Source organism: Azospirillum tabaci (assembly GCF_014596085.1).
Classification (GTDB): Bacteria; Pseudomonadota; Alphaproteobacteria; order Azospirillales; family Azospirillaceae; genus Azospirillum; species Azospirillum tabaci.
In genome coordinates this window covers 1-16541 of the sequence record NZ_JACCJY010000043.1, presented here as the reverse complement: position 1 = coordinate 16541, position 16541 = coordinate 1, and the positions used below count along the sequence as shown (strand labels likewise).

Annotated in this window: 11 protein-coding genes; 1 reads left to right on the top strand and 10 read right to left on the bottom strand. The window is 66.0% G+C overall.

The genetic code is table 11. From position 1 onward, the window contains the following. Positions 1 to 14 precede the first annotated feature (14 nt). From H0B54_RS27015 to rpoZ, 10 genes are all read right to left on the bottom strand, one after another. On the bottom strand, positions 15 to 2318 hold the full coding sequence (locus H0B54_RS27015; RefSeq protein WP_211109587.1) for a hybrid sensor histidine kinase/response regulator: 2304 nt from the start codon (positions 2316 to 2318) through the stop codon (positions 15 to 17). A gap of 222 nt (positions 2319 to 2540) precedes the next feature. Then, entirely contained in the window at positions 2541 to 3350 is an 810-nt protein-coding gene (locus H0B54_RS27010) for a substrate-binding domain-containing protein (protein ID WP_188262898.1), read from the bottom strand. A gap of 11 nt (positions 3351 to 3361) precedes the next feature. Then, the gene (locus H0B54_RS27005; protein ID WP_188262897.1) at positions 3362 to 3775 is read right to left on the bottom strand and encodes a c-type cytochrome; all 414 of its coding nucleotides are present in this window, start codon (positions 3773 to 3775) and stop codon (positions 3362 to 3364) included. Further along, entirely contained in the window at positions 3772 to 4125 is a 354-nt protein-coding gene (locus tag H0B54_RS27000) for a hypothetical protein (protein ID WP_188262896.1), read from the bottom strand. The genes H0B54_RS27005 and H0B54_RS27000 overlap by 4 nt, the downstream gene beginning before the upstream one ends. 9 nt (positions 4126 to 4134) lie before the next feature. Beyond that, complete coding sequence (locus H0B54_RS26995) at positions 4135 to 4743, bottom strand: cytochrome c oxidase subunit 3 (RefSeq protein ID WP_188262895.1); 609 nt, start codon at positions 4741 to 4743, stop codon at positions 4135 to 4137. Further along, positions 4740 to 6677: a cytochrome c oxidase subunit I gene (ctaD, locus tag H0B54_RS26990; protein ID WP_188262894.1), complete on the bottom strand. Its 1938-nt coding sequence runs from the start codon at positions 6675 to 6677 to the stop codon at positions 4740 to 4742. Before ctaD ends, H0B54_RS26995 begins: the two co-directional genes overlap by 4 nt. 12 nt (positions 6678 to 6689) lie before the next feature. After that, positions 6690 to 7718: a cytochrome c oxidase subunit II gene (gene coxB, locus H0B54_RS26985; protein WP_188262893.1), complete on the bottom strand. Its 1029-nt coding sequence runs from the start codon at positions 7716 to 7718 to the stop codon at positions 6690 to 6692. Next, entirely contained in the window at positions 7715 to 8284 is a 570-nt protein-coding gene (locus H0B54_RS26980) for a c-type cytochrome (protein WP_188262892.1), read from the bottom strand. Before H0B54_RS26980 ends, coxB begins: the two co-directional genes overlap by 4 nt. Continuing rightward, a complete protein-coding gene (locus H0B54_RS26975; protein ID WP_246472865.1) occupies positions 8256 to 9995 on the bottom strand; it encodes a methanol/ethanol family PQQ-dependent dehydrogenase in 1740 nt (579 codons plus the stop codon). The genes H0B54_RS26980 and H0B54_RS26975 overlap by 29 nt, the downstream gene beginning before the upstream one ends. Positions 9996 to 10578: 583 nt before the next feature. Then, positions 10579 to 11034 carry a DNA-directed RNA polymerase subunit omega gene (gene rpoZ, locus H0B54_RS26970; protein WP_188262890.1) on the bottom strand — a complete coding sequence of 152 codons (456 nt, stop codon included), beginning with the start codon at positions 11032 to 11034 and terminating at the stop codon, positions 10579 to 10581. Between the two features lie 1551 nt (positions 11035 to 12585). Here rpoZ and H0B54_RS26965 point away from each other — a divergent pair. Next, on the top strand, positions 12586 to 16541 hold a 3956-nt coding region (locus H0B54_RS26965), incomplete at its 3' end, for an FG-GAP-like repeat-containing protein (RefSeq protein ID WP_188262889.1).

Sequence of the window (16541 nt, the reverse complement as noted above, 5' to 3'; positions counted from 1 at the left end):
CATCGTGGCCTTCGCTACCTCACCAGCAGCTTGGCCACGGCCAGTGCGAGTTGCTGCTGCGTGTACGGCTTGGCGAGCCGCGGCACATCGATGATGGCCCCGTCGGGGAGATCCGCGTAGCCCGTCACCAGCAGCACCGGCAGGTCGGGGCGGATCCTGTGCGCTTCGCGCGCGAGTTCGGCCCCCGTCATACCGGGCATTGCGTAGTCGGTGATGAGCAGGTCGATGTCCTGTTTTCCTCCCAGCACATCGAGCGCCAGCGGGCCGGCGTTCGCCTCGAGAACGGTGTGACCAAGATCGGTGAGCATGTCGACGGTGCTCATGGCGATCAACGCGTCGTCATCGACAACGAGAATGGTGGCGGAGGCCGACTCCACGGCCGACTCCGCAGCCGGTTCGGTGCTCGGCTCCACGGCTTCGGCCGGCGTGGCGGCCACCGGCAGCCACAGCTCCGCGAGGGTTCCCCGACCGGGCGCGCTGGACAGCCGAAACGCCCCGCCGGACTGCACCGCCAACCCATGCACCATCGAAAGCCCGAGCCCCGTGCCCTTGCCCACGCCCTTGGTCGAGAAGAACGGCTCGACGGCACGCGCGAGCGTGTCCGTGTCCATGCCCATGCCGCTGTCCTGAACGCTGAGGAGCAGGTAGGAGCCGGGTGCGAGCCCGCCCGTTGCGGTTCCGGCTGTTTCAGTGACGTTGAGGGTGAGCGTGCCGCCGTCCGGCATGGCGTCGCGGGCGTTGACCGCCAAGTTGAGGATCGCCAGCTCGAGTTGGTTCGGATCGACCAGCGCCGGCGGCAGCGCGGCGGACACCCTCAGGCGAACCACGATGCGCGGACCTACCGAGCGTTCCAGCAAATCCCTCATGTCGTCCAGAAGGGCACCTATATCAACCGGCTGTGTCTGCAGATCCTGTCGTCGGGCGAAGGCGAGAAGCCGCTGGGTCAGCGTCGCCCCGCGCTGTGCCCCCTGCATGGCGCCACTGATCAGCCGTTCGGCCTTGGGGTCGGTGGGCAGGTGCTTGCGCAGCAGATCGAGGTTGCCGAGCACCGCCATCAGCAGGTTGTTGAAGTCATGGGCGACACCGCCGGTCAACTGGCCCACCGCCTCCATCTTCTGCGCCTGATGAAGCTGCTCCTCGGCGGTGTGAAGCGCCGCCGTGGCCGCCTCCTCGGCCGTGATGTCGCGGCCGACGCCGTGCAGATGGCGGCCGTCCGGATCGGGCGAGAGGACCCAGGCGATCCAGCGCCAAGAGCCGTCCGCCGCAAGAATCCGGTATTTCAGGCGCATGGGATGGCGGCTGTCGCGAAGTTCGTCCAGCGTCGCCCGCACCAGCTCGGCATCATCCGGGTGAATGATCTCGCTGTAAGGGCGCGCGAGCAACGCCGCATGCTCTAGGCCGAGCAGGCGCGACCAGGACGGGCTGATCCGCAGCAGGCGGCCATCGTAATCAGCATAGACGAGAAGGTCTTCGCTGAGGTCCCACAAGTGGTCACGCTCGCGGGTGCGCTCGGCGACCTGCTCTTCCAGGGTGGCGTTGAACCGCATCAGCGCGTCTTCGATCCGCTTGCGCTCGGTGACGTCCTTGAACACCATGGCGACACGCCGGTCGTCGGCGCCGCCCACCTTGAAGACGTAAAGGTCGAACCAAGCGCGCAACGGCTTCGCATACATCTCCGCACGGGTGGCCTTGCCGGTGCGCGCGGCGAGGCCAAGGACCTCGTACCAGTGGGGCTCGAAGGAGGGATCGATTTCCCGAAGCCGCCGCCCGACGACGTCCTGCCTCATCATGCGGGTCGCGGAAGGGTTCGCCTCCAAGTACCGGATGTCGACCGGCCGGTCGCCCTCGTCAAAGAGGACATCGGCGAGCAGAAAGCCTTCGTCCATCGCCTCGAACAGCAGGCGGTATTTGGTCTCGCTCGCGCGGATGGCCGCGGTTCTCTCGGCGATCTTCTTCTCAAGCTCCTCGTTGGCATAGGCAAGGGCGGCGTTGGTGACCTCCAACTCCTCCAAGGCCACCTGCAACTCCTCGGCCGTGCTGGCGTCCCGGAAATGCCGTTCGCGCACCGTCTTCTCGAACTGACTCAAAAGCGTCCGGGAGATCGCCTCGCGCTGCTCAGCCTCCGCCCGCAATCGGGCCACCTCGCGGTCGCGGTCGATCAGGAGCGCCTGGAGATGGTCGCTCTCACGAGCCAAGCGCATGGCTTCCTCGCGGGCATCCTCGGCCGCGGTGAGCGCCTGTTCCAACTCATCGTCATACCGGGTGGACGGCCGTGTGTTCCCCTGTGCGCTTCCCCCGGCGTGCAGATCTCGACTCATGTTCCCTGGCCCCCGATCCGAACGCTTAGGCTGCCCTCTGGCCGGCATGTCCCAAGGACAAAGGGTCCGATGGCAGGTCGATGCGTCGGCACGTTGCTGTCCCGCATGGTTTCTGGCTTTAACAACCGATCGCTGCAACTTTCACCATGGCCTTTGGTCAGTGGAACGCCGCCGGAACGGTGCGCTCCACAGCCGTGTCGAACGGACACCCTGCTCAGGCCCTCAATCTCCGCCCCGAGGCCGCTCCAAGCGGGGCACGCCGAAATCGGCGAGAATGGCGTCGATGGCCGTTCGGTTCCGATTCAGCGCATTGCTGACGAGGTCATAGAACGCTTGGTTCCCACGCCGCAGCCCCATGGAGATGTCGAAGGCCATGGGAAACAGCGGGCCATCGGCGGGCGGCGCGACCGGGGTGAGGGCCAGCGGAACCGGTTGACGACCGGCGTAGTAACCAGCGACCGGCCCCCAGACGATGGCGACGTCCACAGCCCCGGTGGACACCGCCTCCACGATGCCCGCCGCCCCGTCCTCGCGGCCGTAGTCGCCGTAAACCATGTAGCCGCGCACGTTGTCGACGATGCCCCGCCGCGTCAGCGCGTGCGCCGGCGGCGTGTTGGCGAAGTCGTCGCCGATCATCTGCACGCCGATGCGCAGGCTCCGCAGGCGCGGGTCGTCGAACGAGGTGATGACCGGCCCGTCTTGCGCCTTCGCGACGAACACATAGCCGGAGCGGTAATAGGGGGCTGTGGCGGCCACCATTTCCAGCCCGCTCGGCACACCGGGAATGAGGTCGCACAGGCCCTCCTTCAGCGTGTTGCGAATGAAGCCGCGCCGCTGCGGCCACCATGTGTAGGCGACCGGAACGCCGAGGTCGGCCGCCAGAAGCTCCACGATCCTGTTCTCGAACCCCTGACGACGCTCGTTGGAGAAGGGAAGGTTGTTGGGGTCGGCGCAGACGCGCAGTTCCTGGATGGGGCCGGCGCCGGCGGGTTCCGCGATCAGCAGGCACAGCGCGAGGACCGTCCGGAACATCCCCAGCCCCCTCACTTCAAGGTGTAGAGAAAGGCCGCGATGTGCCGCGCGTCGTCCTCGCTCACGTCCAGGGACGGCATGGCGGTTTTCGGGTCCACGCCCTGGGGATCGCGGAGCCACAGGACCAGATTGTCGGGTGTGTTCTGAAGCACGCCCGCCACATAGACCCGGTTGGCGATGCCGCCGAGCGGCGGACCGACGAGGCCGTTGGCCCGCTCCACGCCCGGTATGCTGTGGCACGACCCGCAGCCGTAGCGCAGCACCGCCTCCCGCCCCTCGGACGGGGAGCCGCCGGTGAGGTCAGCGGCACGCCGTTCCAGCTCCCGCCGCTGGTCCTCATAGGCGTAGGCGGCGATCCCGGCGGCGCTCAGCGCCAGCAGCGCGCAAACCACGGCGGCGGAACGCAAGGACAGGGTCGCGCTCATCGTTCGCATCCCGTCAGGAACACGGCCGCGAGCGCCTGCGCCAGAATCACCAGGATGAAGAAGGCGGCGGTTCCGGCGCTGAGCCCCGCGACGAAGCGGCGGTTGCCGAGGTCATGGTTCCGGACCCGCCCTTCCCCAGGCTGACGGGCGCGCCAGGAGACGAGTCCGGCGACCGCCGTGGCCGCGGCCAACGCCAGTCCCAGCGCCACCGCCGGCCAGCCGCTGCTCTGCGCGCAGGTCCAGGGCACGAGGGCGCTGCCCCCCTGCTGTTGCAGGAAGGCGGCCACCGGGCCGGTGGCAAGCCCGGCCCAGATGCCGAAACGCCGTGTGCTGTGCTCGGCGGACGGCATGGCATCTCCTCACGCGAACCGTGGGACGAGGTAGAGCAGCGCGTAGATGGGAACCCAGGCGCCGACCACGAAGTTCCAATACAGGGCGTTGTCGGTGACGTCGCCCATGCGTCGGGGGTCCTTGCCGTGCCTGGTGAACATCAGGACGGCCAGCACCGCCGTGTCGCCCACGTCGGTCAGCAGGTGAACGGTGTGCAGCCCCAGGATCGTCCAGAGGATGGAGCCGTAGGCGTTGCTGTCCCACAGCGCGTTCAGCACCGTGAACTCGAACCCGCGGATTCCCAGTGTGACGAGACCGACCGCCAGCATCACCAGCACGGCGCGGCGCGTGCCGCGCAGGTCCGACGCCTCGGCCACCCGCTTGGCCCAGACGTTGGGGACCAGACTCAGCAGGAGGGCGGCGGTCATCAGCGTGCCCCAGGTCAGGTCCGGCGGGGGCATGCCCGGCGGCCAATGCCGAAACTGCATCATGATGTAGAGGTAGGTGAAGCCGGCGAGCACGAAGGCGAAGCCTTCGATCAGCATGAAGCCCATCGTGCCCCACCAGGTCAGGTTGCTCGGCCCATGGCCGTGGGTGGGCAGGTCGGACAGGTCCCGGACGAAGTGCCGCTCGCTCATGATTCCACCACCGGTTCCGGAGGGACGTGGCGCCGCTTCGGCCAGAACCAGCCGACCAGCCCGACCGCCAGCGGCACCGCCCCCCAGACCAGCGCCCATGGCGTGAAGATCGAGCCGATGAACAGCACCGTCACCGCCAAGGCGGACAGCAGCGGCCAGATGGTCGAACGCGGCGATGGTTCCCGAAGGTCGGGATGCGCGTCCAGCACGGTGGTCAGCAGCACCTCGCGCTCCTCCACCCGCAGGCCGTGGACCATGCCGAGCGGTCCGGCCTTGTCCCACAGCGGCTCCAGCCCCTCCACGACGGGTATGTGGGCGAAGTTGTAGCTGGGCGGCGGCGAGGCGGTCGCCCACTCCAGCGTGCCGGCGTTCCACGGGTTCGGGCCGGCGATGCGGCCGGCGCGCAGGCTGACCAGCACGTTGACGAGGAACAGCGCCACGCTGGCCGCGACCAGCAGCGCGCCGAGCGTGGCCGTCAGGTTCAGGTCCGCCCAGCCCAGCTCCGCCGGGTAGGTGTAGACGCGGCGCGGCATGCCCATCATGCCCAGCAGATGCATGGGGAAGAAGGCGACGTTGAAGCCGATGAAGAACAGCCAGAAATTCCAGCGCCCCAACCGTTCCCCCAGCATCCGGCCGGTGATCTTGGGAAACCAGAAGTAGAAGGCGCCGAACAGCGGGAAGACCGCCCCGCCGATCAGCACGTAATGGAAATGCGCCACGACGAAATAGCTGTCGTGCACCTGGAGGTCGAAGGGGACGGAGGCCTGCATGACGCCGGTCAGGCCGCCCAGCACGAAGATGACGACGAATCCCACGACGAACAGCAGCGGCACCGTCCATTGCGGACGGCCGTCCCACAGGGTGGCGATCCAGCAGAAGATCTGGATGCCGCTGGGGATGGCGATCATCATGCTCGCCGCCGTGAAATAGCCGCTGGCGAGGTGCGGCAGGCCGGTCGCGAACATGTGGTGGACCCACAGCCCGAAGCCGAGAAAGGCGGTGGCGACGAGCGCCAGCACCATGGGCACGTGCCCGAACACCGGCCGGCGCGCCATGGCGGCGACGATGCTCGATACCATGCCGAGCGCCGGCAAGAAGATGATGTAGACCTCCGGATGACCGAAGAACCAGAACAGGTGCTGCCACAGCAGCGGGTCGCCGCCTTCCGCCGGGTTGAAGAATTGCGTGCTGACCAGCCGGTCCATGATCAGGAAGCTGCTGGCCAGCATCACCGCGGGCATGGCGAAGATGACCATGAAGGAGGTCACCAGCATCGACCAGACGAACAGCGGGACGCGGTTCAGGCCCATGCCCGGCGCGCGCATCTTGAAGACGGTGACGATGATCTCCACGGCGACGGCCAGGGCCGCCACTTCGGTGAAGGTGATCATCTGCGCCCAGAAGTCGGTGCGCTTGCCGGGCGAGTATTCCGGGCCGGCCAGCGGCACATAGCTGAACCAGCCGGTCTCCGGCCCCGTGTTCATCAGGAAGGCGACGACGATCATCACCCCGCCGAACAGGTAGACCCAGTAGCTGAAGGCGTTCAGCCGCGGAAAGGCGATGTTGCGCGTCCCCACCATCAGCGGCACGAGATAGACCGCCATCGCCTCCATGATCGGCACGGCGAACAGGAACATCATCGTCGTGCCGTGCATGGAGAAGAGCTGGTTGTAGCGGTCCGGCCCGACCAGCGTGTTCTCCGGCTGCGCCAGTTGCAGCCGCATCAGCAGGGCGAGGACACCGCCCACCAGAAAGAAGACGAAGCCGGTGGCGATGTAGCGCCGCCCGATCCGCTTGTGGTCCACCGTGGTCAGCCACCCCCACAGCCCGGGCGGCGTACCCCAGGTCCGCTCCAGCCGGCGCATGGTGTCCTCCTCACCGAGGGAGGGGCCGTCGCGGAGTTCGGAGGAGGAGACGCCATCCCTGGGACCCATGACGCCCCTCCTTCACTTCAGGCTGTCGAGGTAGGCGACGAGCGCCTGCAGGTCCGATGGCGGCACGCCCACCAGCGGCATGTGGTTGCCGGGCTTGATGCGCTGCGGGTCGGCGATCCAGCCGGCGAGGTTGCCCCGGTTGTACGGCAGGGCGCCCGCGGCGATGCTCCGTCGGCTTGCCAGATGCGTCAGGTCCGGCGCTACGGAGGCCGAGGCCGGCGTGCCGCGGATGCCGTGGCACATCGTGCAGGCGGAGGTGAGGAACAGGGCCTGCCCACGCGCCAGCGCCTCGTCCGCCGGGGCAGGAGCGGGCGCCAACTGCGCCTCCTTCCAGGCGTCGAACGCCGCGCGGGAGTGGACGATCACGTCCAGCGCCATGTGCGCGTGCTGAAGCCCGCAGAACTCCGCGCACTGGCCGCGGAAGATCCCCTCGCGGTCGGCGGTCAGGAACAGTTCGTTGTCCCGGCCCGGAATCAGGTCCATCTTGCCGTGCAGGTTCGGAATCCACAGGCTGTGGATGACGTCCGCCGCCTTCAGCTTGACGCGCACCGGCACGCCGACCGGCAGGTGGATCTCGTTGGCCGTGGTGATGCTGCGGCTGGGGTCGTCGTCGGGGTAGCGGACGGTCCACCACCACTGCTTCCCCTCCACCTCGACGACCACCTCCTCCCGGTTGGCGAGGTGGGTAAGACTCTTGTCCACGGCGTAGCTCGCCGCGACGAAGGCGAACAGGATCAGCACCGTGCCAACGACCCAGGCGACCAACCCGTTGGTCAGCCGCCGCTCGACCCCGGCCTGAGGCGGCAGGACCCCGCCCGGTTCCACCCAGCGGTGCCGCCGCGCCAGCGCCCACAACAGCCAGAGCAGGACAACGGCATAGACGAAGGCGCAGCCGGCAAGGAGAATCCACCCCATCACGCCGATCCGCGCGGCCTGCCCGCCCGCCGGGTCCAGCATGGACTGCGGGCCGGAGCAGGCGGCAAGGACGAGGATGGGAAGGACCCTCCCCTTTCTTCCCCAGGGAGCGGGCGGCCATCTCATGGCCCGCGTCCTTCCGACGACGGCGAGGCTACGCCGCCCGGCTTCGGTGGGGTCACGGGCTGGTTCTGCTCGCCCGGCGTGACGGCCATGTGATCGTCGCGGCCGGGCGCGACGTCCTTGCGGACCTCGCGCTGCATGGAGCGGACGTAGGCGGCGATCTGCCACAATTGCTGGTCGGGGATCTTGTTGCGGAAGGACGGCATGCCGTTGGGCCGCCCCTCGACGATGGTCGCGGCGATGTTCTCCAGCTCCCCACCGTAAATCCACACCTCGTCCATCAGCGGCGGTCCGATGTCGCCGCCGCCGTGGGCGTGGCAACCCGAGCAGTTGAACCATTCGAACAGGCGCTTGCCTTCGGAGACGTGGTAGGCGTTGCCCTCATATTCCCGCCTCTGTGGAGGAGGTGGGCTGGGAGCGCCGGCGTAGAGCGTGCCCTGCACGATGGCGCCGGGCTTCACCTCGCCCACCGGCTCGCCACGGTAGCTGCGCTCCTCCCGCTCGCAGGCGGCGAGAAGCAGGACGCCGAGCAGGGCGAGGCTAACGGCGTTGCGGGAGAGCGAAGACATAGAGCATGCCTCCCTTGGTGGTCCGCTGCGGCAGGTCGGAGACGGCGTTGACGAAACCCTTGGCGGCGCTGGCGTCATGGGGGTCGAGATCGCCGGCCACGATGGCGCCGGCCCAGCCGCCCACGCCCGACAGGATCGCGATGTACTGCCGCCCGTCCGGCCCGCGATAGCTGATCGGCTGGCCGATGATCCCGGACCCGGTTTTGAACCGCCACAGCAGCTCTCCGCTGCCGGCATTCACCGCCTTGAACCATCCGTCCATGGTTCCGTAGAAGACGAGGTCGCCGGCCGTCGCCAGCGCACCGGACCACAGCGGCAGGTCCTCCTTGAGTTCCCAGACCTTCCTGCGCTGGCCGGGGTCCCAAGCGGTGAAGGTGCCGCGGTTGCCGCCGGGACCGGCGTACATCTTGACGTTGGCGCCGACGTAGGGCGTGCCGGCGATATAATTCGCCTCCACGCTTTCCCAATCCATGCACAGGTTGTTGTGCGGAATGTAGACGATCCCGGTCTTCGGCGAGAAGGCGGACGGGTTCCAGTCCTTGGCGCCCGGCGCGGTTGGGCAGATGTCGCGGACCACCTTGCCGACGCGGGGATGCTTCTCCTCGTTGTATTCGATCAGGCCGGTCTTCAGGTCCACGCCCTTGGTGCTGTTGGCCGGGAAATAGGGGTCGGCGGCCAGCACCTCCCCGCTGCTGCGGTCGATGACGTAGAGATAGCCGTTGCGCTCCGGCCGGATCAGCACCTTGCGGGGCTGCCCCTGCCAGGGCATATCGAGCAAAATCAACTCGTTGATGCCGTCGTAGTCGTACAGATCGTGGGGCACCGCCTGATAGAACCAGCGGGCCTGTCCCGTGTCGGGGTTGCGGGCGAAGATGCCGCCGGTCCATTTGTTGTCGCCGGGCCTCTGCTCCGGGTTCCAGGGGCCGGGATTGCCGGTGCCGTGGTAGATCAGGTCGAGTTCGGGGTCGTAGCTGATCCAGCCCCAGACCGTGCCGCCGCCGATCTCCCAGGCGTTGGGCGGCCATGTGCTGACGCCGAGATCCTTGCCCTTTTCCTTGTCGTAGAAGGGTTTGTAGTCGTCCCCGATCAGCACGTCCGTATCGGGTCCGGTGTTGTAGGCACGCCAGACGATTTTGCCCGTTTCGGCATCGAGCGCCGTGATCCAGCCGCGCACCCCGAACTCCCCGCCCGCGTTGCCGACCAGCACCTTCCCTTTCACCACCAGGGGCGCCATGGTCATGGTCTCGCCCTTGTTGATGTCGCCAAGTTTGGTGCGCCACAGCTCCCTGCCCGTCTCCGCGTCCACGGCGATGGTCTGGGCGTCCAGCGTGTTGATGAAGATCCTGCCGTCGGCGAAGGCTGGCCCGCGGTTCACGTAATCGCAGCAGGCGACTCCCTGCGCGGAGGCGGCCGGTCTGGGCTCGAACGTCCATTTGGTGGGCGCGCCGGGCTTGGTGAGGTCGAGAGCGTAGAGTTTGTTGGGATAGGGGGTCACCACATACATGGTGCCGTTCACCACCAGCGGCGCTGCCTCATGCCCGCGCACGACTCCGGTGGAGAAGGTGAAGGAAACCTGGAGGTCACGAACGGTGTTCGTGTCGATCTCATCCAGTTCGCTGTAGCGGGTGCTGGCGTAGTTCTTGGCGGCCATCACCCAATTGCCGTCATCGGGCGGCGAGGCTGCCGGAGCGGCGATGGCCCTGGCCGGCATGCCCGGTTCCTGACCCGGCGCCGGAACGGCGACAACGGCCATACCGAACGCCACAAGCAAGAAAAGAGTGAAAGAAGGAGGCGATCGTCTCAAGATACGAACCCCCTGAAAGGAACTTCCCAGTCCGGGAACCGGGCCTCGCGAAAAGAAGTTCCCTCGCTTGGCCTGTTTTTTTAACCGGATTTCGGAAAACGTGATTTGAGGGAAACTCATTGGCGGTTCTCCCGCCGACGGCGACCTGGGTCCCGCAGATCATCACGCCCCTGCCGCACCATCTGGTTGCATGTCTTGTGCGGCATCGGGGCGGCCTGCCGACCCAAGGTCTTGACGGCCACACAGCGCATGGTCGGCAGCATGGCCGCGTCGCAGATCGTCTTGGTATCGGCCGCCCCGGTTTTGCCTGGCTTCACGGATGGTCTTGACGTATGCGGGCGGCATCCGTCTCGGCAGGCGGATGAGTGGTGTCGTTCTGGCTGTCGATGCACCCGGCGTCAGCATCATTTGACCAGAACCTGTCGCTGCTCACGGCGGGCCATTGTCGGTTCGAGGTTCGATCGGTTCGGCATCGCCGCTGCCGGCGCCATCAAGCTCCGACATCACCATCGGCATCGATGCCGACCACGTCGTCTTCGACCAAGCCGAAGGCCGCTTCCGGATTCCTTTCCATCTGTGACAGGATGTCGTCGTCTTCGGTCAGGTCCTCCTCGCGGTCTCCCATCGCTTCGTCGTCCGCAAAGGAATTGTCGGTTCGCCCGGCCCAGTCATTCTCGCCAGCCATCAGGTCCGCGATCTCTTCCTCGGGCTCGTCGGACTCGACATGCTTTTGATGACCTTTGATGAGCGCGTCCCGCAGGTCTGGCAGGGACACCGTCTGTTCGGCGATCTCGCGCAGCGCAACGACGGGATTTTTGTCGTTGTCGCGGTCCAGCGACAGCGGCGCACCGGAAGAGATCTGGCGGGCGCGGTTGGCAGCCATCATCACCAGATCGAACCGGTTCGGGACGTTGAGGACACAATCTTCGACCGTAACGCGAGCCATTCCAGCCGCACTCCGTCATGAAAAGGAAGTTCGCCATCGCACCGGCCGGCATGCGTGGAAATGCCGGTTGGCGCAGGACAATCGGGTCAACAGGGAGCCCGCGGCCCGGTGCGGCGGCTCGAAGGGCATACCCTGCACGACAGAACCCCTTTCCGATGCCGCATCACAGAGCTTCGCTGACCGGTGGCCGGAGCAGAAAGCGGACCATAACAATGGGTTTGCAACAGGGCTGCCCCAACGGAGCGGCTCCGGCACGCGCTCAGTCACGATCTGGAGGGGCCGTCCAGCCGCAGCCGAAGTGCCTCCAACATCGCCTCCGGGGAGGGCGTCCGCAGCAGCAGCCGGCCGATCACCAGGTCAACGGCGCGCGGCGTTGGGCGTTCAAACAGCGCCCACGTCGGTATCGTCAGTTCGTTTGGCAGCGGTGATGGCGACCAGTGCGGTTTGGCCAGGAATGTGCGTTGGATGGGGTGATCAGGCCGCCAGCGGCGCGTCGTCGATGTCGAACCAAGTGGCAAGGCTTGGGCTCGGGCGGCACGGCACTCGGAATCGGTCGTGAACCTTGGTTCGGCACGGATCTTGGACGAGCGGACCAAGTGGATCGACCGTGAGCACCAACGCCAATCGAGCAGGCTTCCCAATTGAAATATGCCTTGCGAGCCAGTGCCTGAATGCAGTGATCGCGTGTTGATTGGTTGCACGTTTCGAAGCGTGCTTGCACCTGGACGATGGTTCCCTCCCTGTTGGTCCAGCAATCGCGGCGTCCTGGCGCCCCCGTCAGGGCGCCGCGTTTTGCTCCTTAGCTCTCCTTTTCCTCCGTTGCTGCCGCTGGACTTTCGTCCAGCGGCTTTTTTTTGCCGGAACCGTCCATGACGGCAGTCATCAACCCCAAGCTGGAACGCTGGCAGTATGGCAATCTCCTTTCCTGGACCTGCCCCTGGACCTGCCCTCAAGACCTGCGTGAGCGGCTGATCGCGGCGCCGGACGGTGGGCAGTCCTGCCGCTCGGGGCGAAACGGTTCGATGTGGCGCCCCCGACGTCAACCAAGTGAGTCGCTTTGTGGCGCCGGAACGGCCACGCGCATCTCAAGCCGATGGCCGCTGGCTCTGGGTGGCCGCTGACTTGCCCACTCCCGACGCTCGCTTTCCAGCACCTCGTCACTGGATGAGTCCCGTTTCGCAGCGGGGCAAGCGGCCCGAAGACTGATTTGCAAACGCCCCGCCAATGTGCGTCGGGCAGAGAAATCCCTCCACCTCCTCAGTCAAAGTCCAGAGCTCAGCCACCAATGAACGCCGCTTTTCCACCGGAGCACCCCTTTGATCAGCCGAAACCCGCGCTCGAGACCGTCTTGACCAGGCGATCGATGGAAGCATGGATGAAAAAGGCAAGCGTTCTCTGCGACGGTTTGCCGCGGCAGCCGCACCTCATCATTGTAAATACCCCATAGACGAGGCAGCCGGCCTATCGCAATTATTGCTTTATTCTCCGGCAAATTGCTTCTTGCTGATGCCGGCTGGTCATTCTGAAAATTACAATAATGGAAGCTTGCCCATGTCCTCGAACCCCAGCCAATTGCTGTTCTCCGCTGACAGTCTGAACATGTGGGGGGAAGGCACATCGGTCTCTTTTGATGTTACTTGGGATGACCTTTACTGGAAGGAAAGCTCGGTCGAGACGTATTCGTGGGGTGGTTTGTCGGCGACTCTCAATTTGAATGCCGAGATCGGGCTCGTCGGGCACATCTGGGCTGAGACGGGAAGTGTGAACATCGCCTATCCAATCACCGTCGATGCCACGCTGCCGGGCGAGGTGCGCAGCGGCGACTGGTTCACAGTGGACACCTCCAGCTGGACCATCAGCAATGCCGCCCTGTCCAGCATCGGGCCGGGTGGCGAGACCTTCGGGGCGACCCTGGACTTCCTTTTCGACGTCTCGGCGTCGATAACGGGCATTGCCTACGATCCGCCGCTGTTCGCGCCGGTCACCTTCGACGACATCACTCTGGCGCAGATCGGCACCGATCCTGTCCGCTTGGTCGACATCACCGCCGGCAACCCGACTCTGAACGGCGAACTGGGGCCGCTCGAAGGCTCGGTTTCCGTTCCATCGTCCCTGACCACGACAAGGACCGGGGTGTCCGCGTCCAACCGTTTGACGACGGTGCAAAGCAGCGGCACCGGCGCACCGTTCATGACGCTCGGCATTGACATCGACGAGATCGCGCAGCGGCTCTTCGGCATTCCCGCCGACGTTCTGGAGGGCGACTATTCCTGGAGCAACTCGCTGGGATCGCTGGCGCTCGACTATACGGTCCTCGACGCTGCGGCACAGGCCCGGCTGTGCCAGGCCCAGCGCTTCAGCTTCACGCCAACCGCGGTCCTGGTGGATATGGTCTGTTCCAACGGCGAACGCCGGACGGGCCAACTCGGGGACACCTTCATTTTCTCCACGCCAACCGAAGGATCAGGGGACCTGACGGTCACCGCGACCTACTCCCTGACTGGAAGCCTGCGCAACGAGACAGGGATCGTCGCCAGCGCTGTTCTATCGCTGCAGGCTGGAGATCTGGCCTTTTCCGGAGATGTCCTCGGTTACGGCTTCGAGTGGAACCCGGCCGGCGGCCCGCTGGTGGACCTGGAGTACCCGGACGGCGGCCTCTCGTCCTCGCCGCTTTACCTGTACGATCAAACCCGGACGGTCGACCTCGGTTCGCAGACCACGTCCTACACCATCCATTATTCGCCGACGGCGACCTCTGGCGGATTGGGGACCGTCTCCAAGGACAAGGTGACCTTGGGCAGCGATCCCATTACGATCCACGGCCTGAACGAGAGCGACTACATACTCGACAACGACCAGGATAACATCATCTTCGGGTATGACGGCAATGACCGCATCCTGTCCTTCTACGGGCGGGACAGCATCTATGGCGGAGCCGGCAATGACTACATCCAAGGAAGCGGAGACGCGAACTGGATCGACGGCGGCACGGGGGCGGACACGCTACTGGGCGGTGGTGGGAACGATGTTCTGAAAATCACGACCTCAGAAAATCCCAGCCGCGGCAACGCCCGCGTCGATGGCGGAACGGGCATTGACACGCTGCTGGTTTCCTTCGACGGCGTGCTCACATGGCCAAGTTCCTACAGCTATTACACCGAGAGCGAGTTCGGCTACATCCATGCGAGCATGGACTCGGACGCTCAATCGATCTTCTCGAACGTCGGGGCGGGGACGGTCATGCTCCAGCTCGGATATCCGGGGGGGCACATCGAGATATCGAGCATTGAGCGCATGGCGACGTCCGGCGGCCGGGGCGACGACCTGCTGATCGGGCGCGGTTCTGGCGCGGATCTGGTGTTCGACGGCGGTGCCGGCACCGACGCCCTCGCCATCGACTGGTCGAAGGAAAGCACGCCCATCCTCTTCGACAACGATCCCTATGCTGCATCGGTCACGCTGTCCAACGGTGTGACGGTCAAGAGCGTCGAGCGCCTGCTGCTCAAGACGGGGTCCGGCGATGACAGGATCACCAACAACAAGATCGAGACGGATGATTACATCGACGGTGGAGCGGGCAACGACACGATCGACGGAGGTGCCGGGGGCGATACGCTGCTGGGCGGTTCTGGAAACGACCGGCTGAAGATCACGATCAGCAAGGACGATTACTACACAGGGTTCATCGATGGTGGATCGGGCACCGACACGCTGCTGATCTCGGCGCTCGTGGACGACAACGGTTCGCCGGCGAACTACCGTTTCGACACCGCCGACTTCGACAGCGCGATCTGGTCGTCGAACGCCGGGTCGATCTTCGCGGTGCTCAACACGGCGACCATCACGCTCCATCAGGGGTGGCGCGGAGAGACGGAGATCACGCGCATCGAGCGGATGGCCGTATCCGGGGGAAGCGGCGACGACCTGTTGCTCGGACGCGGTTCGGGGGCGGATCTGGTGTTCGACGGCGGTGCCGGCACCGACGCCCTCGCCATCGACTGGTCGAAGGAAAGCACGGCCATCCTCTTCGACAACGATCCAACCGGTGTGGGAGCCACGGCGTCGAACGGCGTGACGGTGCAAAGGGTCGAGCGTCTGCTGCTGAAAGCCGGCACTGGACATGACCGGCTCACCAACACCAAGTCCACCGGGGCCGATTACTTCGATGGGGGCGCCGGGGACGACACGCTCGACGGTGGTCTGGGGGCGGACACGCTGCTGGGCGGTTCCGGCAACGATCTCCTGAAGATGACGATCACCGGTTATGCCAGCTATGGCGACGGCCGGGTGGATGGCGGTCTGGGCATCGACACTCTGCTGATTTCGGCGGTCCAGGGTGAGGGGGTAACGCCTGCGGACTATCGCTACCGCATGGACCGCGATGGCGACCTCGTCCTGGCGACTTGGTCATCGAGCGCGGAAACGATCTTCTCGCTCGTCGAAGCGGAGACGTTCGAGCTTCAGCAGGGATTTGGTGGACGAAGCACGGAGATCATCAGCATCGAACGTATGGCGATCTCCGGCGCCTCAACCAACGACCTGTTGATCGGGCGCGGTTCCGGCGCGGATCTGGTGTTCGACGGAGGTTCCGGCAACGATGCCTTCGCCATCGACTGGTCGAAGGAGAGCATGGCCATCCTCTTCGACAACGATCCGGCCGGCGGCGCGATCACCCTGTCCAACGGTGTGGCGGTGAAGGGTATCGAGCGGCTGGTGCTGAAGACAGGCTCCGGAAACGACCGTCTCATCAACGCGAAGAGCACGGCGAACGACCACCTCGATGGCGGAACCGGAGACGACACGCTCGGCGGCGGTGACGGCGACGACACGCTGGTCGGTGGGGAGGGACGCGACACCGCGGTCTTCCAGGGAAACTACGCCGGCTACACCATCGTTCGCGGTGAAGACGGCATCGTGACCGTCACCGACACGGTCGGGGCCGGAGGCACCGACACGCTGTCCGGCATCGAGACCCTCCTCTTCGCCGACCGGAGCGTTCCCGTCTCGGGCGCTGGCGCCCGCCTTGATTTCGACGGGAACGGCCGGGCGGATGTGGTGTGGCAGAACGCGCAGGGCGGGCTGACGCTGTGGTCGATGACCGGGGCGCAGGCGACGGCGACCTTCATGGGCGACGCCGGCTCGGCGGACTGGCAGCCGGCGGGCTTCCAGGACTTCTCCGGCGACGGCAAGGCGGACATCCTGTGGCGCTCGCAGGCGGCGGGCATCATGTCGCTGTGGACGATGGACGGCCAGGGCGGCGTGGCGGCGGTCAGCGCGGTCGGCGACCCCGGCTCGACCGACTGGCAAGTGGCCGCCACCCAGGACTTCACCGGCGACGGCCAGACCGACATCCTGTGGCGCTCCGCCTCCCAGGGCATCATGTCGCTGTGGACGATGAACGGCACGAGCGTGGCCGCGGTCAGCGCGGTCGGCGATCCCGGCTCGACCGACTGGCAGATCGCCGCGGTGGAGGACTTCTCCGGCGACGGCCGGCCGGACATCCTGTG